We start from the raw sequence: 22973 nt of genomic DNA, 5'->3' as shown, positions 1-22973 counted from the left end.
ATACTATACATATAACTTATTGTGCTGAGGTCATGTGAGAATATGACCTGATTGTAAATGCCATAATGGCAAAAAAGGAGAGCATTATGAATAAAAATTTATTAGGTGCATTTGTATTAGCTGGTACATTATTAGTTGGTGGTGTTGCTAATGCAGCAAACTGGAATGGTTTAGCTAACTATCCAGAGGTTCCAAATAGTGCAAATGGTGCAGAAACTTATTTCTTTGATAAAGCATCCGCATTCAGTGGTATTGATAGTAGCCGTAACTATGTATTCGGCATCAATGTAGTGAATATGCATAACAACCAATATGGTGAAGCTACATTGTTCAAATACATTGTTCATCCAAGTTTGCATACTGTATATCGTTTTGCTCCAGATGGTCAAGTGTACCAAATCACTCCTGGTTCCAATGAATACAATATGTTCTTGGCTGCTTGGAAAGAAGTATACGGCACTGACTTCTCTTTCCCAGCGTTATAATTTGATGGCCTATGCCGTAATAATTACATAACTATTGCTGGTGAAAGCTCTTGTGGGCTTTCACCAGTGTTGTTTATGGAGGTTTTTATGTCTAAATCTGAATTTGCCCAAGCCTATACGGAGCGTATGTTCCCTGACATTGCAGCACCGGCGGGTTATATTGACCCTGAGTTTGAAGTGTTATTTGATAATTTCGCGTTCGATGAAGTTATTACCGAAGAGGGGCGCAATGTGCCTGCAAAGGATCGCTTCTTGGCTATTCTTGCAACGTTAGTAGGGGCAACTGCTGTTGAGGAATACGCATTGATGTTACCACCAGCACTTAACTTTGGCCTGATTCCCGATGAAGTAATAGAGCTTCTTTATCAAGCTGTTCCATACCTAGGTATCGGTCGTGTGCGCCCATTCTTTAAGGTTACAAATAAGATTTTTGACTATCGTGGAGAAACTGTTACGGATCCATCTCGCAGCACAATTACTGCTGCATCTCGTCTTGAAAAGGGCGTAGAAAAACAGGTGGAAATCTTTGGTGAATCTGTACGTCATTCTTACGAAGAAGGCCCTGAAGATACACGTCACATCAAAAAGTGGCTTGCTAATATGTTCGGCGACTACTACACACGTAAAGGCTTGAGTGTGGCTCATCGCGAAATGATTACATTCTGCTTCTTGGCCGCTCAAGGTGGCTGTGAACCTCAACTAAAGGCTCACGTAGAAGGCAATTTGAACGTAGGCAACAGTAAACAATATTTGATTAACATCGCGTCCCAATGCGTGCCGTACATCGGCTATCCTCGTACCTTGAATGCCCTTCGTTGTATTCAAGAAGGCTACACCGCATGGGAAGCTAAACAATAAGAATTTATGTAATACATCAACGTGTTATGTAATCTATATATGATATATAGTTCATAAACATGTTAGGTAACATATAAAGGAGTTCTATGTTTGATTTAAATCCGATACAGATATTAGCTAGTATTCCCGCTATTATTATCGTTTTTTCTGTCTTTGGATATGCAGAGGCCAAAGTAGCTACCTGGTTTGGCGATCCAACACCTCAGATGGCGGGGCGCCTCACATTATCTCCCTTAGCACACCTTGATTTAATAGGTACTATCTGTATTATTTTAGTTGGTTTTGGCTGGCCTAAAGGAATGGCTATTAATCCATCCTACTTTAAAGATCCACGCCGTGATATGAGCCTACTTGCTTTTGCAGGTCCTATAGCAGGCCTGATTACAGGGTTCGTATTTACTTTCATATACGTACTTTTGGGTAATTTGGATCTTATGCAGTCCCCGGGTTTACCGATGGTTATGCAATACATTATTTTGTATAGCATTGGCCTTTCGATTTTCTGCTTAATTCCATTCCCACCATTACCTGGTTTTAATATCATTTTGCCGTGGCTACCGACAGAATGGCAAATTAAATATTACCAATTAGGGATGATTAACTTGATCTTCTTTATCATCCTTATTAATACACCAATTATTTCTATGGTAATTCGTCCATTGCAACAAACGATTTTCAAAATTTACTTTGCTATCATTGGGACGATTCTATAAATATATTTGGTGAAAGCCTCTACTGTATAGGTGATAAATCTATGGTAGAGGCTTTTTTGTGTTATAAGTATGAACAAAATTATGGCTGCATTTATATTAAAAACTATCGATATAGTTCTTAATATATGATATACTGTGTATAGAAATCGTAAATTTTCGATATATTAATATTACAGTGTATTATTAGATACTATGAATAGAGTAAATTAATCTACTACATCGATATGTAAATCAATACACTAAATCGATACATTAAATTGATACAGTATATAGATATTCAAGTGAATAGAAGAGGAATACATATGGATTTTGAAGAAAACCAAGTGCCAGAGGCAATTCTGGATAAGCTTACAAAGGTGTGTACATGCCGTAGCATTACACGTAAAACGATTAAAGAAGCCATTTTGAATGGTGCTCATACATTTCCTGAAGTAAAAGAAGCAACTCGTGCTGGCACGGGCGCTTGCGGTGGTAAAGGCTGTGGCCCTCGCATCGTAAAGCTTTTAGCTGAAATGAAAGAGCAAGGCAAAATTTAAGGGTAACCGAAAGTTAAGAGTAAGTTCGAACTTGACTCATATAAGAATATGTTTGAACTTAACTCATATTTGAAATTAACTCATATTAAGACTATTACTTTGAAACAATACGGTATGTAATCGTAGGTTTTGAGTAATAGTCTTTTTTTGCCATAACGATGCACGCTATATATTGGCGTTGTTGGGGTTGTCTTTATTATTTGATATACTATACATAATACTTTGTAGAGATTTTGGAGGTATATATGTTTCGACGTATCGTAGCGGCTACGATGATTGGCGCATTGGCGCTTACAACGGGCTGCGGTTTACATAACCCATTTACTTCAAAGGCGGAGCCTGTGACCTATGAATCTGTGGCACAGAGCGAGCTTTCACCAGAGGAAAAGGTGGACAAATTAGTGGCTAACATGTCCGACGCGGACAAGGTTGGTCAATTGATGATGATTGGTATTCATGGCAAGACCTTGAACGATGATGCTAAATTCATGCTCAACGAGTACCGTGTGGGCGGCATTATCCTATTCGACCGTAACATGGAGTCCAAGGATCAAGTTAAGACGCTCATTACAGATATTAACAAGGCCGGTAAAAGTGCCGGTTTAACGCCATTGTTCATCGGTATCGACCAAGAGGGTGGTGCGGTGGCGCGCATGGAGGATCAGCTCATCAAGGTTCCACCTGCAGAAGAGTTAGGTAAGGAACCTATTGAACAAGCGGTATCCTTGGCAAAACAGTCTGGTACGGAATTAAAGGACTTGGGATTCAATATTAACTTTGCCCCTGTAGCGGACTTGGGCTTAACCTATGGTCGTTCCTTTAGCACAAATCCTGATGATGTTGTACGTTATGCCAGTGCTGTAGGCAAGGCCTATGATGAAGCTGGTTTGTGGTATTCTTATAAACACTTCCCAGGCATTGGTAAAACAGATGTAGACTTACATGCGGATACCAGTGTTGTGCCAGTGTCTAAAGAGACTTTGTTGAATGAAGATACGAAAGTATTTGTGGACCTTATTAAGCAGTCTAAACCGAATTCATATGCAATTATGGTGTCCCACGCCATGTATCCTCAAATCGATCCAGATCATCCATCTAGTCTGTCTAAAGCGATTATTACTGATTGGTTGCGCAAGGATATGGGCTATAACGGCGTAGTCGTAACAGACGATATGGACATGGGCGCTCTTGCAAAACACTACACCTTCGGCGATATGGCGGTTCAATCTATTCTTGCCGGTAGCGATATCTTGCTCGTGTGCCATGAGTACGAACACATGCAAGAGGCGTATAATGGTCTTATGAAAGCTGTAAGAGATGGTCGTATCTCTAAAGAACGACTCGACGAATCTGTGAAACGCATCTTGCTTATGAAAATGAATAAAATTTCTTAGAATTTCTTATTTTAAGGAAGGAATTTTAAGAGTATAGCACGAATATAGACAGTGGAAATACTATTCATGGAAGGCGAATCTGAGTTGACACTCAAGGGAGAACTTTGTTATAGTTAATACACAGAGAAACTGTGCGAAACTTACGGGTAACGCGCAACACTCGTCGACTCAAGGGTCGGCGAGTTTTTTTGTTTGTAGGAGGGGTTTATGTCTAAGCCTTTTAAGTCTTTAGATTCCCTATTACGCTTGATGAGAAAACGGAATATTACGATTGAAAAGGGAACTGAGGGTAGTCGAGTAAAGAGAATTTTAGCTAGAGATAATTATTACTCAATAATTAATGGTTACAAAGATATTTTTTTAGATGTTAAAGCTACAGTTAATAGTGGAGATGACTATTATATAACGGGAACAACGTTTTTTCAGATTTATGGACTATATTGTTTTGACCGTAACCTTCGAATTATTTTATTGAAGGCTCTTTTACAAGCAGAGCAAAATATTTGTACGAAAGTATCTTATCGTTTTTCCGAAGTGCATACATCTGAATTCAGCCATTTAAATGTAAATAATTTTTCTAAGACTAATTTACCTAAAGCTACAGAGTTGGTATCAAAATTATCAAATGCTACACAACGTAATGCAAGACATACTATGTTTTCCCATTATTTAACGACACATCAAGATTTACCTTTATGGGTTTTAGTAACAAAGCTTACATTTGGTGAGATTACGAATTTTTATAAATTAATTACTCCTAACATACAGGAGAAAATCTTGGAAGATATACATAAGGAATATACGACAGAATACCGAATTTCTATAATGAATCCCACTTCAACCTTAATACCTATTTTTAGTGAAATATTAGATGTTTTAGTAGGATATAGAAATGTATGTGCACATGGAGATCGACTTTATAATCATAGGATAATAGGATCAAAGAAAACTATAAAAAAATTAACTTATTATTTCGTAGTTACTCCAAAGGGGAGTGAATCCTCTGTATATGGTTTGCTAATTTCGTTACGATTACTATTACCTAGAGTAGCATATAAGAGTATTATTGATGAAGTAATTAATGAACTAATACTTTTAAGTGAAACTTTACCTATTATGCAGTTTAATCAGGTCCTTGCTAAAATGGAGCTAACACTTCAATGGAGACAAACTTTAAAATCGTTACAATAGAAAAATATATAGTGTATACATAACGAGCTATCAAGGATTTTAATAAACCGATAGAGAATTAATAAGTAAAGTAATTCTCTGTCGGTTTATTTTTTATTGTATAGTTTGTTTTGTTAGGAGTGAATTATATGGCTCGCAGAATTATGTTGAACGGCACGTCCTATTTTGGACAAGGGGCGATTCAGGAGATTGTGAACGAAATTAAGAATCGCCATTTCAAAAAAGCCCTGGTTACATCTACGCCAGATTTATTTGAATTTAAAGTGGCTACGAAGGTAACAGATTTACTTGATGCGGCTGGCATCGATTATGAAATCTATGACGGCATTAAACCAAATCCTACTATCGAAAACGTAACGGCTGGCGTTGATGCTTGTAAAGCAGCTGGTGCCGATGTTATCGTTGCTGTTGGTGGCGGTAGCCCAATCGATACAAGTAAGGCGATTGCTACGATTATTACGAACCCTGAGTTCAGTGATGTGCGCAGCCTTGAAGGGTTAGCGCCTACTAAGAATCCTTGCTTGCCAATCATCGCTGTTACTACTACATCTGGTACGGCTGCAGAGGTTACTATTAACTATGTTATTACAGATGTTGAAAAGAACCGCAAATTTGTTTGCGTTGACCCTCATGACATCCCAATCGTAGCTATCGTAGATCCCGATATGTCAGCATCGATGCCAACTGGTCTTTGTGCGTCTACCGGTATGGATGCCCTCGTGCATGCCGTAGAAGGTTACATTACAAAAGGTGCGTGGGAACTTACTGATATGCTTCATTTGAAAGCGATTGAAATCATCGGTCGTTCCTTGCGCAGTGCTGTAGCTGGCGATTACGCTGGTCGCGAAGCTATGTCCTTAGGTCAATACATTGCGGGCATGGGCTTCTCTAACGTTGGCCTTGGCATCGTTCACTCCATGGCGCATCCATTGAGTGCTGTGTACGATATCCCTCATGGCAAGGCTTGTGCCATGCTTTTAACATCCGTATTGAAATTCAACGCTCCTGCAACAGGCGAAAAATATCGTGAAATCGCTCGCGTTATGGGCGTTCCTGATGTAGACGGAATGGACCAAGAAACATATCGTCAAGCAGCTATTGATGTAATCCAAAAATTAGCTGATGATGTAGGCATTCCTAAATCCCTTAGCGAAGCAGGCGTAAAACGAGAAGATATTCCATTCCTCGCTGAATCTGCTTTCAACGATGCATGTACACCTGGTAATCCACGAGATGCATCTTTGGAAGAAATCATCGCTATCTATGAATCTATATTTTAATAAATAAAATGATTTTTATGTATTGAGCTAAATGATGCGAAGCTCTAGCCCTAAGGGGTTTACATCTTTAGTGTCTTTACATATTTCAGATGCCTCCGAATATGTAAAGAAAATACATTTACACACTTGCTTAACAAAACTAGCCATCTCATCGTAGAGGTGGCTAGTTTTGCGTTTGTAGCGTTGTCTTGTAATTAGATAACTGACATTGTATGTAATCGTTTCTTGAAAATGATGGTTTACATAAGTATACTAAGGATATGAATACATGGTTTATGTACGAGTGTTTAAATTTTGACTAATGCTGAGGAGGAATGGTATGAGGCTATGGAAATTTAATAAGCGCAGTTCTACCTTAGCAGATATGTCCATGAACCGTATGTTGTTAATGGAGCTCATTGCAAAGGGCGCTCTTGTGGGCGTGATTGCAGGCTTTTGTGGTGCAACGTACCGTTATTTAATCCTTGAGTCAGAGCATATTCGTTGGCATTTGATGGATGGCATTACCATGGAATGGGCCATAGGCTGGCTTGTAGCAATGGTCGTTTTTGCCTTTATCGTCGACAGATTGCTGGCATGGGCCCCATTATCGGGGGGCTCTGGTATTCCTCAAATTGAAGGGGAAATGCTGGGCCTCTTTGATATGAAACCGTATCGGACGCTAGTGTCTAAGATGATTGGTGGTGTATTGACTGGTTTTGCAGGCTTTTCAGTAGGTCGTGAAGGGCCAGCCGTACAAATCGGTGGCTCTGCCGGTAAAATTGTATCCTATTGGATGAATTCAGGGCTGCGTGAGCAGCGCATCTTGACTTCTGCTGGCGCAGGGGCGGGCTTAACGGCTGCCTTTAGTGCACCTGTATCGGGGGCGATGTTCGTCTTTGAAGAGGTCCATAAAAGTTTTTATCCCTACCTCGTTGTGCCTACCTTTGTGGCAACGTTGATTTCAAATTATATTACGGTCAGCATTTTTGGCCTTGAGCCTGCTCTTGGGTTTACCGTAACCTCTGGGGTTCCGCTTGAATACTTCCCGATACTCCTCTTGGTAGGCGTTATTATGGGGCTTTGTGGTGTGTTCTTCTGCCGCATGATTTTTGGAGTCAAGAAATTCTTTGAGTGGCTAAAATGCTCGAGATTTTTGAAACTAGCCCTTACCTTTGTAGCTGTGGCGGCCATTGGCTTTGATTCCCAGCTCCTTTTAGGTGGCGGCAATGATCTCGTAGGTCAGCTAGCCTTTCAATCGCATGGCGTATTGCTCTTGGGTGGTATCGTACTAGGTAAGATTTTACTTACTACCTTCTGCTATGGCAGTGGTGCGCAAGGGGGCATCTTTTTGCCTATGCTTGTTATCGGTGCGTCAGCAGGTGCCTTCTGTGAAAGCGTACTTTCAACGTTAGGCCTCATTTCTCCTGATTTTGTACCGCAATTCGTCATCTGTGCCATGGGGGGGATGCTAGCAGCAGCTATGCGGACGCCGATTTTGGCGATTCTACTCGTTCTTGAAATGACGAATAGTTTCTCTAACATTTATGCCATCGGTACTGTTACCATCGTGGCATACCTTGTGGCAGATCTTTTAAAAGAACCGCCAATTTACGATTCCTTGTTGCAAGCCATGAGTGGTCAAAGCAATTTAGAATCGGTGCAAACCTTCTTCCAAACCAAGGTGCCTGTAGTGGCAAACTATACAGATGTACAATTACAAGACTTGGCTTTGCCAGATGGGACGCTCATCGTAAGTATTCGTCGCAATGGAACATATATTGTGCCCCTTGGTGATGTAAAACTTGAATCAGGTGATGAATTGCAAGTTTCCTGTGAACGAGGACGGTTGAAAGCAGCGAAAGAATTTTTCCAATCGAATGGGTTATAGAAAATAGATATCTCTAATCTAAGTAAAGGGAGGCCTTATTATGCTGGATAACATTATAGTATTCTATATATTCTTTACCATAGTCGGCTTTTTAGCAGCTATGCTTGGTACCATCATCGGTGCCGGAGGGGGCCTTGTATTCGTTCCTCTCTTCATGTACTGGTTCCCTGAGTGGTCTCCATCCATGATTGTAGGAACATCGCTGTTTTCTGTTATGTGTAATGCTATTTCTGGGTCTATTGCATATATTAAACAGAAGAAAGTACTGATCAGTGCCGCTATTGTATTTAGTTTAGCGACTTTACCAGGTGCTATCTTGGGGGCTCAAATGTCGGGGTGGTTCTCTGGCAAAGGCTTTATGTTTGCCTTTGGGTGTTTTATGCTATGCGCTTCTGGTTTGATTGGATTTAAGAACTTCAAAAAAGGGGAGCGGAAGGAAGAAAGCCTTACTCTTGATCAGCTAACGTATAGCAAGCCTATTGGTATTAGCATTAGCTTTTTTGTAGGTTTTATCTCCAGTATCTTTGGCATTGGTGGTGGTCTTATCCATGTGCCTGCCTTGATTTATCTCATGGGGTTTCCTACCCATATGGCTACAGCTACAAGCCAATCCATCCTTGCTGTATCTACAATGATAGGTGTCATAACGCATTTATTGGAAAATCATATTGTATTTAGTATTGCTATTCCTACTAGTATTGGCGCTATCTTTGGGGCCCAAGTAGGAGCGCGAATTGCTAAACGGTTGAAAGCAAAATCTATCCTTGCCCTTATGAGCGTTGCAGTCTTTGCATTAGCGGTGCGTCTCATTCTTAAGTCTGGTATTTTGGGATAATATGGCTTCTCTAATTATCAATAGAAATTTGAATACTATACTTCTTATGTTCTAGCTAGTATGAACCGAGAGCTTTGATATGTTTACTATAAGCCCTCTAGTGGTGGCTCGAAAGAGTTATACCGCTAGAGGGCTTTTTATGTGAAAGTGAACGATTATTAGTAGGGGAATCTAAAAGGTATGATTAAAAGTCATACTTAAATATAAATGAGAACGGAAAAATTGAAATAAATGGAAATATACAGTTTTATGCATAATTTATGTAAACTGTTTTCTATAGAATTATATACATGATAAATCAAGTTTTATGGGCAATTCGGCGTTCATTTATTATAGAGTTCTTTAATTATTAAGTAAACAAAATAGTTTTATTTTAATATGTGAAAAAATGAGTACATGATAATGCCATTGAGATGCAATTTCAAGTAAAGAAATAAAAAAGCGGTGCATATCGAGAATTATTAGAAGACATATAATTTATGCATAATTATAGTAGTGAGAATGAGAACGGCGTATACTAAATATAAGACAAATTCCTTAAGAGAGGATAGGAGGATATACAAGTGAGTACGCTTACAAAAGATTATGAACGTTTTGCCAAGGAGGCAAAAGAGATTTGCAAAGATCGTGTCTATACAGATCATTTACGCCGTTATGCATATGGTGTTGACGCGTCCTGTTATAGCTATTTACCAAAGGTTGTTGTAAAGGCTGAGGATGAACGTGAAGTAAGACGCCTTATTCGTTTGTGCCAACAATGTGGTACACCATTTACATTCCGTGCTGCTGGTTCTTCTTTGTCTGGTCAATGTTCCAGTGAAGATGTCCTTATCGTATGTAATGATGGCTTCAAAAAAATGGAAGTTATAGATGATGGCAAGGCTTTAAAATGTGAATGTGGTGTTATCGGTTCCGATGCGAATGATTTATTGAAACCATATAACCGCAAAATCGGTCCAGATCCTGCTACACTTGCAACAGCATTAGTAGGCGGTATTTTGAACAATAACTCCTCTGGTATGTGCTGTGGTACGGCTCAAAACTCCTATAAAACAATCCGTTCTATTCGCGTTGTATTACTAGATGGTACTGTTCTCGATACATCCGACAAAAAATCTATTGAACAATTCCTTCGTGAAAAACCTCAAATGGTTGAAGATATCTTGCAATTGCGCAAAGAAATCTTGGCTGATGAAGAATTGACTCATTTGATTCATCACAAATACAAAATCAAAAATACTACAGGTTACGGCTTGAACTCTCTCGTTGATTTTGAAGATATTATCGATATCATTAATCACTTGTTCATCGGTTCTGAAGGTACATTGGGCTTTGTATCTGAAATCGTGTACAACACTGTTGAAGATGTACCTCATAAAGGTTGCGGTCTCATGTTCTTCCGCACATTGAACGATGCATCTCTTGCAGTTGTAGCCTTGGCTAATATGGGCCGTGAAAAGGTTGTTGCTGCTGAAATGATGGACTATCAATCCTTGAAAGCAGTTCAAACTCTTGAAAATGTACCTGACTTCGTTCGTGAAGTACCAGAAGGTACAAGTGCTATCTTATTCCAAACTGAAAGCTACTCCAAAGAAACTGTAGATGAAAACTTAGCTTTCATTAAAGACCAATTAAAAGATATCCCAACAGCTATCCCAAGTCTTTACTCTCAAGATCCTAAAGAATATGATTCCTGGTGGGCAATCCGTAAAGGTATCTTGCCTATCGTTGGTGGTCAACGTAGAAAAGGTACGACTGTTATTACCGAAGACGTTTGCTTCCAAATCGAAGACTTTACTAAGGGCATTGAAATGCTTACTGAATTATTCCACAAATACGATTTCGTTGATGGTGGGGTAATCTTCGGGCATGCTTTGTCTGGTAACGTTCACTTTAACATTACACCTGATTTTAGCGACCCTAAAGATACTAAAAACTTCGGCGATTTGGTAAAAGAAATGTCCGAACGCGTATCTGGTTTTGGTGGTTCTTTGAAAGCCGAACATGGTACAGGCCGCATGGTAGCACCGTTTGTTGAAATGGAATGGGGCCGCAAAGCATACGAAATCAACCGTCGTATCAAAGCTATCTTTGACCCTGAACGCATCTTGAACCCTGATGTTATGATCACTGATGATCCAGATGTGTATAAGAAAAACCTTAAAGCTCAATGCGTTATCGATGATGCTTTCACAATCTGTATGGAATGTGGTTTCTGTGAAAAACATTGTCCAAGCCGTAATTTAACATTAACTCCTCGTCAACGTATCGCTTTATTGCGTGAAACTAAACGCCTTGAAAACGAAGGCAACTTCACATTGGCATCTGAACTTAGAAAAGGCTACGAATACTTTGGTGTGGATACTTGTGCAGCTTGCTCCATGTGTAAAGGTCTTTGCCCACTTAGCATCGATACTGCTCAAATCGCTTTGTCCATGCGCCGCATCGACCCACCTGCACCAGAATTGGCTAAGAAAATCTACGATAACTTCTCCACAACACTTCAAATGTGTCGTGCTGGCGTAAGTCTTGAAGGCATTGCAGGTTCCATCATTACACAAAAAGCAATTTCTAAGATTACTGAAGGTTTACATGGCGTAACAGGTGTTACACCATATGTTCCTAAAACAACTCCTAAAGCTAATCGCTACAAATTGAAAAACCGCATCAAACCAACTAACTTTGAAAAGGTTGTATACTTCAGTACATGTGCAAACCGCGCATTCAAACCTAACCAAGGTTATGACGATGATCGCAGCTTGCAACAAGTTGTAGAAAGCCTCTGCAACAAGGCTCATATCGATATTATTTATCCAAAACATATAGAAAATCTCTGCTGTGGCTTGAGCTTTGAAAACTACGATGACGTTCATGAACGTGCTGTTAAAGACTTGCACGATGCATTGATGAAAGCATCTCAAAATGGTAAATATCCAATCGTGATCGACCATAGTGCATGCTTCAACCACGCTTTCAAACATATGCCAGACTTAGAAATCAACGATATTTCTGAATTCTTGTGCAAATATGTTGTGCCGCATCTCGACATTGAAAAATGCGATGAACGAGTAATCGTACACAAACAATGTAAGATTAAATCTTTGAACAAATCTCAATACATTGAAGACTTGGCGCGCCTCTGCACAGACCATGTATTCAACATCAAATCCTTTGCGTGCGACGGCTTTGCTGGTCAAAAAGGTTTCTTCACACCAGAACTTAACAAATCTGCCACAAAAGACCTTGCTGGTGAAATTGCTGAATACGGTGCAACACTAGGTGTAAGCTCCAGTTCCACATGTGAAATTGGCCTTGGTGAAAACGGTGGCATTCCATTTGTAGGCGTTGCATTCCTATTAGACCGTTGCTCTAAAGCAAAAAAATAATATTACTTGAATAAGATTCTAGTATTATCTATTAGGGGTTTATTTTTCTATTAAGTATGATATACTATACGTAGGTAGTAGAGTGTATGAAATTACCTACAATATAACAAAAAAGGACGAGTTGCCGCTCGTCCTTTTTCTTGCTTATTTTTTGTTCTTATTGTTGAGCCAATAGCTGTAGGTAGTTACTGCTAGGGCGACAATAAGAGGGGCAAGCAAGGTACCCCAGAGTGTATGAAACAACTCCTCCAATATAACACCTCCTTTCTGGAGGTATTTTTATTTTATCATTATGATATGCAACTTGGAGATTATTTAAGAATGGAATATATGATATGAGAAGAATTTTGCCTATACTTGCATTACTTATATTTATTAGTGGTTGTGGAGTGAATCAGAATACAAATAATAGTAATACAGAAAGCAATGCTAAAAGTTCTAGTATATCCACTCAAGACAGTAGCAAAATGACTAAACTAGATAGCCACTTAACTGTCGCTAAGCAGGCTTTATCTGCTGGCGATTATGTTAAAACCATCGAAGAGGCTACAGCCTCTATTAAAGATAACCCCAATAGTTCCGAAGCCTATTCCATCCGTGGCTTCGCTACGGCGTTAAATGGTGATACAGCTAAGGGCTTAACAGATACTAAAAAATCATATGACCTAGATCCTAATAACGTAGCGAACTACTACAACATGGCTATGGTGTATAAACTACAAGGCCAGTTAAATGAGTCTAAACAATGGTTTGAAAAGGTATTAGAAAAGGACCCTAGTAACACTTGGTCTGTGTACGGTATTGCTACCATTTATGCAGACCAAGGGGATGATACGAAGTCCCTTGATTGGCTTGAAAAAGCAATTAAAATTGATCCATCTGTGAAAGCCGTAGCTGCTGAACAAGACCATTTTGAACGCTTTCACAATAATGCGCGATTTAAAACATTAGTAGGATTATAGGCATGGATGTGAAACAGATGATTCGCCTTATTATAAAGGCGATAGGATTTATATATTGGTTTGTTTTTCTATACCTTGGTGGTTTAATGGTCGTAGACTGGTCAGGGTTTATGTCCCAACATAATATAGAAACACCTCTATTCCTTACATACTTAGTATTTGTAGGATGTTTTGTAACACCGTATATTATGCTGTACTGGAAGAAGCTAAATCCTAATGTGAAAGTTCCATTTTTAGTGCGCCATCTCTCCGAATATATGGCGCGATTAGAAGATTGCCATAGCATATGGTTTGATGTGCTATATGTACTAAAATTATTGCTCTATTTCGTAATAATTCTGTGGATGCTTTGTATCATATTACTCACCTTAGCAGTTATTGCGTGGACAGTAGTCCTAATTTTGCTGAGCAATTGATGATGTAAATTTACATTCACATTATTTTTTCTACTAATGCTTCTTGTAAAAGTTGAGAAAAATTAATTCCTTTAGCTAGCGCTCGATCATTTAGCCATGCAGGAATTGTTAAGGTTTTCTTTACGGATTTACTATTTTTAGCTAAATCAATATCTGTTTGTACTAATGTAGGATACGTTGTATCCGTACAAGGTAAGTTGCGAATAGATGTAGGTGTAGGTAAACTTTCCCCATCTTCTAAAGCTCCTAAAATATACAATTCCATAGCCTCTTGCGCATTAGTTACGAGCTCTGTTAGGGTTGAGCCAGTACTGCTAGTATATTCTAAGTCTGGAAACTCAGCCCAGAAACCATCAGCATCATCATGGATTATAGCAGGGTATATAAATTTCATAGGTCCTCCTTATTTTAGTCCCGTACGTTTTCTTTTATGGTAACACGTGTATACGTATAAAACAATTGTTAGGAGTTATATATTCTTATTTATAGTCTAACTGTATATAACAGAAAACAGGGGTGACCATTGGTCACCCCTGACTCTATTAGTCACTTGACAAACTAGATGTATGATTTATATACATTAATTCTATTTATATAAGTCACATTAGTATATAATTAAGGTATATAAATCGGGTTGTATATTGATGAAAGGAGAGAATTCATCATGAAACCATTTGGTAAGCGGATTGCAATGGCTGTGTTGTGTGCGGCTACATTGACATCCCCCTTATTGTTGAGCGGTTGTAGTATGTCGGAGCTATGGCAGGGCACTGAACAGAGTCGCAAGGAAATTGCACAGCGGTCTGAGCAGGATCAGGTACAGTTATTTAATCAATATGTAAAAGCAATAAGCCGATTTAATCGCATGGCTGTTATGTTTGATTATGCGAATAGGCCAACTCTTAATGAGTTAAAAGCGGGGCAGCATTTAACTGTATTTAATGCGCCGAACTTTAAACAGCTACAAAAAGAATTAGAAGAGGCTAAGCAAGCAGGTGTTCCTTATGATGAAATGAAGGAGCCTTTAGATAAGCTACTTTCAAAATTGAACGAAATAACACCGGTTGCGGAAGAGCTCGATGCATACTATAAATCTAAAGGGTATACCACAGATAACTATGCTAAGGAGCAACAATTAGGTCCTAAATATGTTCAGTTATACGAACAATTTATTCCTATTTATGCTGACTTTGATAATTTGATGCATAAGATTAACACGGACCGATTGCAACAACGGTTACAACAATTGCGCGATGCAGGTAAGAAAAATGCAGCCGCTGCACAAGAGGTTTCTTTGCGACTTACTGCAGTCCTAGAAAAGCTAGATAGTGAAAAAGAACCAGATGTAAATGCGATCAATCAAGAGCTACAAGCTATTGGTGATTTAGCGAATGGTATTTCTAATCCTAAGTATGACTCTGTTAAGACCTCTGTAAACTCTACGATTGGTGCAATCCGTACCTATATGGGATCTAAACAAGATAACGATTATAAACATATGGTTGAGGCCTATAACCGTTATATTTCCAATATGAATACCACCAATATGAATGAATTGGATCAATAAGCAAGCTAGAAGAATAGTGTGATAAATTAATAGGCATATATAAGATATAAAAAGAAAGCTGTATCGAATGAGGATATCATTTGATACAGCTTTTATGTGTTTATAGGTTAGATATAGTTGCTAAAATCTCTTGTGAGATTGCATGCAGATGGCATATGCTCTCTTGTACTTAACTACATTTTTCTAATGGTTGTAATTTGATTTGATAATGAGAACAACACTAAGGCTATCCAGATACAACCAAAGGCGATCATTTGTGGTGTGCCAAAGCTTTCACCAAAGTAGAAGATAGCTAGCAATAAAGCAATAGTTGGAGATACATATTGAAGGAAGCCTAGTAGGTTGAGCGGCAATAGTTGGGCCCCATAGGAGAATAGCACTAATGGAACCGATGTTGTTAGACCGCAGGCTATGAGTAGCATGGACGTATACCAATCTGTGCCGAAATAGGACCACACTGTATTATCGACCATGGTCGTATAGAGTAAGGCTAGTGGTGTTAATAGCCAAGCCTCAAAGGCGATGCTCGTAAAGGGAGAGATGAGCAGCTTTTTTTTAACGACCCCATAGAGACCAAAGGAAACGGCGAGGATCATCGACACTAACGGCAAGGATCCCACTTGATAGGTGAGCAAGGCGATACCGATGGTAGCGATGAGGACGCTTAGCTTTTTCGGTACAGATAGAACCTCTTTAAATAGGATGACACCTAACACTACATTAAAGAGTGGGTTGATGTAATAGCCAAGGCTCGTGTCCATAACTTGGTTGTTGGCGATGGCCCAAATGTAGGTAAACCAATTTACGCTGATGATGACTGATGCTACCAACAGTAGTAATAGTTGTGAGCGCTGTTCTTTTAGTAATTGAAAGTCTTTTTTGAACTGTTTAAAATGTAGGCCAAATACGACGATGGCCATGCAAATGCCTGACCAGATAATGCGCTGCGCCAGTATATTATACGGTGAAACATGGTTTAATAATGCCCAATAGAGAGGGAGTAAGCCCCAGATGATATAGCAACTAAGGGCTGTCATTAGACCTTTTTTACTTGTGTGCTCCATAATGCCTCCTTGTGATTGTATTCATTATATCACGCATTGTGCTTGCATTTGTGCGTAGGCTTAGATTTTATGATGATTTGTACTCGATTTATAACTCGATTTGCAGACAATGAATACGTATATTTGTTAGCGATGAATACGTATATTTGATTGTGATGAGTTTTTATCATTTTAAATATGCATTAGTTATAACCTAAAATTTGATACTTATGATTAACTGTTATGTTCATTGACTTTGTGCATAATCTTACACTATATTGGACTTAGAACAACGAATATAGAGAATAGGTGTCACAAGACTTAATAGAGAAATCGGTACAAGCCGATGCGGTCCCGCCACTGTAAGGACGAGCCTGCTTTCAAAAATGTCACTGGAGAAATCTGGGAAGGCGAAAGCGAGGTGATGAGCCCGAGCCAGGAGAACTGCCTATTTGATAATCACCGTTATGTACCTACGAGCGATAGGAAGGGGATTGGGGTATGCTGGTTTCAGTGTTTTTTGGCGTACCTTTCAACAAGAAACCTTACGTGTCACTTTTGGGTGGCACGTTTTTTGTTGCCCTTGAAAGTGGCTGTTAAGCATATATATCAGGCTTCATAGTTAATGAATTGATGGACACATATTTGAGGTTGATGTGATCCAAGTATAGGAAAGCTCGTGTGATGTATATGCATAACAATTCGCAGGTACGGTGCGCTGTTTCTCGGTATGGTTTCGAGTTGAAAAGGAGGCACATATATGTCTGACAAAAAGACTTCGAAGGACGCAGAACGCGATTTATTGGCACCTGTATCCTTTGACGAATTTGAGAAACCTACGTATGAACAATGGCAGGCTGAAGTTGAAAAGGCGTTAAAAGGTGGGGACTTCCACAAGAAGATGTTCACTAAAACCTATGAAGGTATTACGTTGCAGCCAATCTACACACCTGCACTGCATGGGGAAAAAATTCCAAAAGGCGTATATCCTGGGGCAGGCGAGTTCCTACGTGGCACTAAGGCAAGTGGTTATATTAAAGAGTCTTGGGGCGTATCCCAGTACGTAGACGATTCCTTGCCTAAAGATGCTAACCATGCAAGTTTATACGAAATTGTAAAAGGCGGCACCATCCACAACATCCGTCTTGATGAAGCGACACGTCATGATCAAGATGTGCAAGTAGGCGCATCCGTTGGCGTTGGCGGTACATCTTTGTCAACTATGGATGACTGCAAACAATTGATTGAGCGTTTCAATCTTAAAGAAAATCCTTTATACATTGAAACAGGCGCTTCTGCGGCGATCTTGCTTGGTATGCTGGCTGCCACTGTGAAAGCCTCTAAAAAACAAACAGCTGACTTAAAAGGTCTCGTTGGTGCAGACCCTGTGGGCGTTTGGGCTAAAGACGGTGCATTGCATATTTCCTTAGATACAGCTTTTGATGAAATGGCACATACTGTTGTATGGGCTAAAGAACAAGCTCCAGAGCTTAAAACAGTGCTCGTGTCTGGTGATGTGTACGCTAATGGCGGCGCTAACGATGTACAGGAAGTGGCTTACGCATTGGCTACAGCTGTTTGCTACGTGCGTCAATTGGCACAACGGAACATCGATATTCACACTATCGCTAAGAGTATGATGTTCACCTTCTCCTTGGGTGCAAACTTCTTTATGGAAATCGCTAAATTGCGTGCGTTGCGCGTACTTTGGGCTCGCATCATGGAAGCGTTCGGCGCTGAAGAAGCAGACCGTGCCGTTCATGTACACGGCAGAACATCTGCTTTCACAAAAACTGTATACGACCCTTATGTAAACTTGTTGCGCAATACAACACAAGCGTTCTCTGGCGTTGTAGGCGGCTTGAACAGCCTTGAAGTATCTCCATTCGATCAACCAATTCGCAAAGCGGACGATTTCTCTCGTCGTATTGCTCGTAACATCCAAGTTATGTTGCAAACTGAATTCGAGTTGCGTCAACCTGTGGACCCTGTAGGCGGTTCCTGGTACGTGGAAACACTGGCTGCTGAATTATGCGAAAAAATCTGGGCTGAGTTCCAAACCATCGAATCTAAAGGTGGCATCGTGGCAGCTTTGAAAGAAGGCTATCCTCAAGCTCAAGTTAAAGCTATTCTTGATGAACGCTTCAAAAACCTTGCATTCCGCAGAGATGTGGCTGTAGGTAACAACATGTATGCGAACATGACAGAAGAGTTACTTGATCCTAAACCAGAAAATCAAGAACCATTGCGTCAAAAACGGGTTGCTCACATTGAAGAATACTTGGCGAGTGCGGAGCCAGATGCTATTTCTAAAGCACAGGCTACCCTAGAAGCAAGTACGACAGAGCCAGGCGCTTTGATTGGCCTCATCGAGCTTGGGGCGTTACAAAAGTTGACAATGCGTCAAATCCGTAAGTCTTTAGACGCTGGCGATATTTCTTCTGAAACGATCGAACCAATTACGGCTCATCGCTGGACTGAACAATTTGAAGCACTTCGCATGCGCACTGAAAACTATAAACAACGTACGAAAGACAATGTGAAGGTATTCTTGGCTAATATGGGCCCAATTCCTCAACACAAACCTCGTGCGGACTTCTCCACAGGCTTCTTCGAAGTAGGTGCTTTTGAAGTGATTAAAAATGACGGCCATGAAACTACGGCTGATGCTGCGAAGGCTGCTCGTGAAAGTGGTGCTGATGTTGTCGTTATCTGTTCCACAGATGATACATATCCTGAATTAGTACCGCCACTTGCGAAAGAATTGAAAGAAACTATGCCGAATGTAACGGTTATCTTGGCAGGGGCACCTCCTAAGGACCTTGAGCCTGTATACCGTGAAGCTGGCGTAGACGACTTCATTTCCGTTCGTGCAAATTGTTACGAAATCTTGAATACATTACAAGATAAGAAAGGGATGTGAGCTCATGTTTAAAAATCCAGACTTCTCCTCTCTTGGCTTGGGAACGCAGTCACCGACATCTCGCGATGCATGGCTTGCTGAACTTCAAAAAGAAACAGGAAAAAGCTTTGAAGATTTATATAATACAACAATGGAGCAAATCCAACTAAAACCTCTCTACACAGAGATGGATTATGAAGGGATGACACACCTTGACTATATGGCTGGTGTACCTCCATTCTTGCGTGGACCTTATTCCACAATGTATGTTACTCGTCCTTGGACAGTACGTCAGTACGCTGGTTTCTCCACTGCGGAAGAATCCAATGCGTTCTATCGGCGTAACTTGGCAGCGGGCCAAAAAGGTTTGTCTATTGCCTTTGACCTTGCTACACACCGTGGCTATGACTCTGACCATCCTCGCGTAGTAGGCGATGTTGGTAAAGCGGGCGTTGCGGTAGACTCCATCCTCGACATGGAAATTCTATTCTCTGGTATCCCTCTTGACCAAATGTCCGTATCCATGACAATGAACGGCGCCGTATTGCCTGTTATGGCGTTCTACATCCTAGCAGGTGAAGAACAGGGCGTTGATAAAAAGGTTATGGCTGGTACGATTCAAAATGATATCTTGAAAGAATTCATGGTACGTAATACCTATATTTACCCTCCAGCTACGTCCATGCGCATCATCGGCGATATCTTTGCTTACACCTCTCAGTACATGCCTAAATTCAACAGTATCTCCATTTCTGGCTACCATATGCAAGAAGCAGGCGCTACTGCAGATATCGAATTAGGTTACACATTGGCCGATGGTCTTGAATACATCCGTACCGGTGTAAATGCAGGCCTTCACGTAGATAAATTCGCTCCACGTTTGTCCTTCTTCTGGGCAATCGGTAAAAACTACTTCATGGAAGTAGCGAAAATGCGTGCTGCACGTATGTTGTGGGCTAAGATTATTAAGAGCTTCGGTTCTGAAAATCCAAAATCAATGGCACTTCGTACACATAGTCAAACATCTGGTTGGTCTTTGACAGAACAAGATCCATTCAACAACGTAGCTCGTACATGTATGGAAGCGATGGGTGCCGCTTTGGGCCATACGCAATCCCTACATACAAATGCACTTGACGAAGCCATTGCGTTGCCTACGGACTTCTCCGCGCGTATTGCTCGTAATACTCAGCTTTACATCCAAGACGAAACTAAGGTATGTAAGGTTATCGACCCATGGGGCGGTTCCTACTATGTAGAAGCATTAACTGATGAATTGATTCGTCGTGCTTGGGGCCATATTCAAGAAATCGAATCCCTTGGCGGTATGGCGAAAGCGATTGATACAGGTCTTCCTAAGATGCGTATCGAAGAAGCGGCAGCTCGTCGCCAAGCTCGTATCGACTCTGGCCGTGAAGCGATTATCGGTATCAATAAATATCGTCTAGATAAAGAAGATCCATTGGATATCCTCGACGTAGATAACACGGCTGTACGGGAAGCGCAAATTCGTCGTCTCGAACAATTGCGTGCTAATCGTGACGAAGACAAGGTTCAATCCTGTCTCGAAGCGATTACAAATGCTACAGAATCCGGGGAAGGCAACTTGCTTGCCCTTGCACTTGAAGCAGCTCGTGCTCGTGCATCTTTAGGTGAAATTTCCTTTGCTGTTGAAAAAGTGTGTGGCCGTCATAAAGCAGTTATCCGCTCTATTTCTGGCGTATACTCCAGCGAATATGAAGATGACGATGTAATCAAAGAAGTACGTCAAATGGCGGATGATTTCGAAGAACTTGAAGGTCGTCGCCCTCGTATCATGATTGCTAAGATGGGCCAAGACGGTCATGACCGCGGTGCCAAAGTTATCGCTACATCCTTCGCGGATATGGGCTTTGACGTAGATATCGGACCTTTGTTCCAAACTCCAGAGGAAACAGCACAAGATGCGGTGGATAATGACGTTCACATCGTCGGCTTCAGTTCTCTTGCGGCAGGTCATAAAACATTGTTGCCTCAACTTGTAGAAGAACTCAACAAGCGAGGTCGTGGAGATATTTTAGTTGCCATCGGCGGCGTAATCCCTGCTCAGGACTATGAGTTCCTACGCGAACATGGCGCAGTGGCTATCTTTGGCCCTGGTACAGTTTTGCCAGTAGCGGCGAAAAAATTACTAGAAACATTGACTAGTCACGTTCAAGACGAAGACAATGACTGATACTAAATGGCCTACTCCGGATGAATTGCGCAATGCACAGGATGCTACTTTCACCACTGGTGAAGGTAAGGCCCCAGAATTAGGTGTAAAAAACGCAAGCGCCGAGGGTAGTACGTATCGTCCGGACTGGGTGCCAGAAGATGCGAAGAAAGATGATACCTTTGCGTGTCACGTGATGAAAGGCGTCAAGGAAATGCATGACGGTTTATTGTCTAGCTCCGCTCATCTGGCTCCGTCGGTACGTCCCGTACAGCGGCGCAAGAAGTTAACTGTCGCTGATTATGTACGCGGTATCGAGCAGGGGGACCGCGTTATACTTTCACGGGCTATCACATTAGTAGAAAGTAATAATAAGGACCATTTCAAACTAGCTCAACAAGTATTGCAAGCCGTATTGCCTCGTACGGGCAAGGCGTTGCGCATCGGTATTACTGGTGTACCTGGGGCCGGTAAAAGTACATTTATTGAAGCCTTTGGTAACATGCTCATTGAAGCTGGTTACAAGGTTGCCGTACTCGCTGTAGACCCTACAAGCCAAGTCACAAAAGGCAGTATTTTGGGCGATAAAACGCGGATGGAAACGTTGACGAAACATCCTGAAGCCTATATTCGTCCGTCGCCGGCTGGCGGTACACTAGGCGGTGTGGCTCGTAAAAGTAGAGAAACGATGCTACTTTGCGAGGCTGCTGGGTACGATATTATTCTTGTCGAAACCGTAGGGGTTGGGCAAAGCGAAGTTACTGTGCGCTCCATGGTAGACTTCTTTATGCTCATCGTCTTAACTGGTGCAGGCGATGAATTGCAAGGCATCAAAAAAGGCGTTATGGAACTTGCCGATGCTATTGTGGTCAATAAGGCTGATGGGGACAACCTCAAGCGAGCTCTTATTGCTCGTAGCGACTACGATCGGATGTTGCATTACATTCGTCCCGCTACGGAAAAATGGAAAACACAAGCCTACACATGTTCAGCCGTTACGAAGGATGGTCTCGACGAATTGTGGGATGTTATCCAAGAATTTACTGAACAAGGTAAAGAAAATGGGGTATTCTTAAAACGCCGTCAAGAACAATCCCTCCGTTGGGTACGCGATATGATTGACGAACACTTGCACAACCTATTCTTTAATAATGTCGTCATTCAAGGTCGTATGGGCGAAGTGGAAGCTGCTGTCTTAGACGGTGAAATGAGCGAATCACAAGCCGTTGAAGAATTAATCGGCGTTTTCGACAAGTCCATTAAATAAGTGGATAGCTACATACCTATTTGATAAGATGGCATAACTTATCTATTAAGACACTCCGATTAGCTATCATACTG

The 22973-nt window shown here is 40.9% G+C and carries 18 protein-coding genes and 1 riboswitch; of the genes, 15 read left to right on the top strand and 3 right to left on the bottom strand.

What is annotated here, in order from left to right:
* Nucleotides 1-86: 86 nt before the first annotated feature.
* From VCHSUH04_RS07800 to VCHSUH04_RS07755, 10 genes are all read left to right on the top strand, one after another.
* A complete protein-coding gene (locus VCHSUH04_RS07800) occupies nucleotides 87-485 on the top strand; it encodes a hypothetical protein (protein ID WP_105086075.1) in 399 nt (132 codons plus the stop codon).
* An 87-nt stretch (nucleotides 486-572) separates the two neighbouring features.
* Nucleotides 573-1343 (top strand): carboxymuconolactone decarboxylase family protein, encoded by a 771-nt coding sequence (locus tag VCHSUH04_RS07795; RefSeq protein WP_105086074.1) that lies wholly within the window; start codon nucleotides 573-575, stop codon nucleotides 1341-1343.
* 86 nt (nucleotides 1344-1429) lie between these two features.
* A complete protein-coding gene (locus VCHSUH04_RS07790) occupies nucleotides 1430-2056 on the top strand; it encodes a site-2 protease family protein (protein ID WP_105086073.1) in 627 nt (208 codons plus the stop codon).
* Between the two features lie 302 nt (nucleotides 2057-2358).
* The gene (locus tag VCHSUH04_RS07785; protein ID WP_024047871.1) at nucleotides 2359-2592 is read left to right on the top strand and encodes a (2Fe-2S)-binding protein; all 234 of its coding nucleotides are present in this window, start codon (nucleotides 2359-2361) and stop codon (nucleotides 2590-2592) included.
* Between the two features lie 245 nt (nucleotides 2593-2837).
* Nucleotides 2838-3986, top strand: a complete 1149-nt coding sequence (locus VCHSUH04_RS07780) for a glycoside hydrolase family 3 N-terminal domain-containing protein (RefSeq protein ID WP_105086072.1) — start codon at nucleotides 2838-2840, stop codon at nucleotides 3984-3986.
* Nucleotides 3987-4193: 207 nt separating this feature from the next.
* On the top strand, nucleotides 4194-5177 hold the full coding sequence (locus VCHSUH04_RS07775; RefSeq protein ID WP_105086071.1) for an Abi family protein: 984 nt from the start codon (nucleotides 4194-4196) through the stop codon (nucleotides 5175-5177).
* A gap of 128 nt (nucleotides 5178-5305) precedes the next feature.
* Entirely contained in the window at nucleotides 5306-6457 is a 1152-nt protein-coding gene (gene fucO / locus VCHSUH04_RS07770) for a lactaldehyde reductase (protein WP_105086070.1), read from the top strand.
* A 319-nt stretch (nucleotides 6458-6776) separates the two neighbouring features.
* Nucleotides 6777-8327: a ClC family H(+)/Cl(-) exchange transporter gene (locus VCHSUH04_RS07765; RefSeq protein WP_105086069.1), complete on the top strand. Its 1551-nt coding sequence runs from the start codon at nucleotides 6777-6779 to the stop codon at nucleotides 8325-8327.
* Nucleotides 8328-8367: 40 nt separating this feature from the next.
* A complete protein-coding gene (locus VCHSUH04_RS07760; protein ID WP_105086068.1) occupies nucleotides 8368-9162 on the top strand; it encodes a sulfite exporter TauE/SafE family protein in 795 nt (264 codons plus the stop codon).
* Between the two features lie 563 nt (nucleotides 9163-9725).
* Nucleotides 9726-12548, top strand: a complete 2823-nt coding sequence (locus VCHSUH04_RS07755; protein ID WP_105086067.1) for an FAD-binding and (Fe-S)-binding domain-containing protein — start codon at nucleotides 9726-9728, stop codon at nucleotides 12546-12548.
* Nucleotides 12549-12692: 144 nt separating this feature from the next.
* On the opposite strand, the gene VCHSUH04_RS10210 is transcribed toward VCHSUH04_RS07755, so the two are convergent.
* Complete coding sequence (locus VCHSUH04_RS10210) at nucleotides 12693-12767, bottom strand: type I toxin-antitoxin system Fst family toxin (RefSeq protein ID WP_229025288.1); 75 nt, start codon at nucleotides 12765-12767, stop codon at nucleotides 12693-12695.
* 116 nt (nucleotides 12768-12883) lie between these two features.
* Between VCHSUH04_RS10210 and VCHSUH04_RS07750 the strand changes: the two genes are divergently transcribed.
* Entirely contained in the window at nucleotides 12884-13510 is a 627-nt protein-coding gene (locus VCHSUH04_RS07750) for a tetratricopeptide repeat protein (RefSeq protein ID WP_105086066.1), read from the top strand.
* Nucleotides 13511-13942: 432 nt separating this feature from the next.
* Here VCHSUH04_RS07750 and VCHSUH04_RS07740 read toward each other — a convergent pair whose 3' ends face one another.
* A complete protein-coding gene (locus tag VCHSUH04_RS07740; protein ID WP_105086064.1) occupies nucleotides 13943-14320 on the bottom strand; it encodes a type II toxin-antitoxin system HicB family antitoxin in 378 nt (125 codons plus the stop codon).
* 270 nt (nucleotides 14321-14590) lie between these two features.
* Between VCHSUH04_RS07740 and VCHSUH04_RS07735 the strand changes: the two genes are divergently transcribed.
* Entirely contained in the window at nucleotides 14591-15493 is a 903-nt protein-coding gene (locus VCHSUH04_RS07735; RefSeq protein WP_105086063.1) for a DUF3829 domain-containing protein, read from the top strand.
* Nucleotides 15494-15666: 173 nt separating this feature from the next.
* Here VCHSUH04_RS07735 and rarD read toward each other — a convergent pair whose 3' ends face one another.
* Nucleotides 15667-16557 carry an EamA family transporter RarD gene (gene rarD, locus VCHSUH04_RS07730; protein ID WP_105086062.1) on the bottom strand — a complete coding sequence of 297 codons (891 nt, stop codon included), beginning with the start codon at nucleotides 16555-16557 and terminating at the stop codon, nucleotides 15667-15669.
* Nucleotides 16558-16826: 269 nt separating this feature from the next.
* Nucleotides 16827-17003, top strand: a riboswitch (cobalamin riboswitch).
* A gap of 293 nt (nucleotides 17004-17296) precedes the next feature.
* Here rarD and VCHSUH04_RS07725 point away from each other — a divergent pair.
* Genes VCHSUH04_RS07725 through meaB form a run of 3 tightly spaced genes read left to right on the top strand, consistent with a single transcriptional unit; the run spans nucleotide 17297 to nucleotide 22899 of the window.
* Complete coding sequence (locus tag VCHSUH04_RS07725) at nucleotides 17297-19459, top strand: methylmalonyl-CoA mutase family protein (protein ID WP_105086061.1); 2163 nt, start codon at nucleotides 17297-17299, stop codon at nucleotides 19457-19459.
* Between the two features lie 4 nt (nucleotides 19460-19463).
* Complete coding sequence (scpA, locus tag VCHSUH04_RS07720) at nucleotides 19464-21653, top strand: methylmalonyl-CoA mutase (protein WP_105086060.1); 2190 nt, start codon at nucleotides 19464-19466, stop codon at nucleotides 21651-21653.
* On the top strand, nucleotides 21646-22899 hold the full coding sequence (meaB, locus tag VCHSUH04_RS07715) for a methylmalonyl Co-A mutase-associated GTPase MeaB (RefSeq protein WP_105086059.1): 1254 nt from the start codon (nucleotides 21646-21648) through the stop codon (nucleotides 22897-22899). Before scpA ends, meaB begins: the two co-directional genes overlap by 8 nt.
* Nucleotides 22900-22973 lie beyond the last annotated feature (74 nt).

This window comes from Veillonella sp. T14073-2, from assembly GCF_002959875.1.
Classification (GTDB): Bacteria; Bacillota; Negativicutes; order Veillonellales; family Veillonellaceae; genus Veillonella; species Veillonella infantium.
Note: the sequence above shows the minus strand (reverse complement) of the source record. Positions and strands in the feature narration are given on the sequence as shown.

Coding starts and splice junctions, on each gene's coding strand:
- VCHSUH04_RS07800 (WP_105086075.1), top strand. CDS start 87: ATGAATAAAAATTTATTAGGTGCATTTGTATTAGCTGGTACATTATTA.
- VCHSUH04_RS07795 (WP_105086074.1), top strand. CDS start 573: ATGTCTAAATCTGAATTTGCCCAAGCCTATACGGAGCGTATGTTCCCT.
- VCHSUH04_RS07790 (WP_105086073.1), top strand. CDS start 1,430: ATGTTTGATTTAAATCCGATACAGATATTAGCTAGTATTCCCGCTATT.
- VCHSUH04_RS07785 (WP_024047871.1), top strand. CDS start 2,359: ATGGATTTTGAAGAAAACCAAGTGCCAGAGGCAATTCTGGATAAGCTT.
- VCHSUH04_RS07780 (WP_105086072.1), top strand. CDS start 2,838: ATGTTTCGACGTATCGTAGCGGCTACGATGATTGGCGCATTGGCGCTT.
- VCHSUH04_RS07775 (WP_105086071.1), top strand. CDS start 4,194: ATGTCTAAGCCTTTTAAGTCTTTAGATTCCCTATTACGCTTGATGAGA.
- fucO (WP_105086070.1), top strand. CDS start 5,306: ATGGCTCGCAGAATTATGTTGAACGGCACGTCCTATTTTGGACAAGGG.
- VCHSUH04_RS07765 (WP_105086069.1), top strand. CDS start 6,777: ATGAGGCTATGGAAATTTAATAAGCGCAGTTCTACCTTAGCAGATATG.
- VCHSUH04_RS07760 (WP_105086068.1), top strand. CDS start 8,368: ATGCTGGATAACATTATAGTATTCTATATATTCTTTACCATAGTCGGC.
- VCHSUH04_RS07750 (WP_105086066.1), top strand. CDS start 12,884: ATGAGAAGAATTTTGCCTATACTTGCATTACTTATATTTATTAGTGGT.
- VCHSUH04_RS07740 (WP_105086064.1), bottom strand. CDS start 14,320: ATGAAATTTATATACCCTGCTATAATCCATGATGATGCTGATGGTTTC.
- VCHSUH04_RS07735 (WP_105086063.1), top strand. CDS start 14,591: ATGAAACCATTTGGTAAGCGGATTGCAATGGCTGTGTTGTGTGCGGCT.
- rarD (WP_105086062.1), bottom strand. CDS start 16,557: ATGGAGCACACAAGTAAAAAAGGTCTAATGACAGCCCTTAGTTGCTAT.
- VCHSUH04_RS07725 (WP_105086061.1), top strand. CDS start 17,297: ATGTCTGACAAAAAGACTTCGAAGGACGCAGAACGCGATTTATTGGCA.
- scpA (WP_105086060.1), top strand. CDS start 19,464: ATGTTTAAAAATCCAGACTTCTCCTCTCTTGGCTTGGGAACGCAGTCA.
- meaB (WP_105086059.1), top strand. CDS start 21,646: ATGACTGATACTAAATGGCCTACTCCGGATGAATTGCGCAATGCACAG.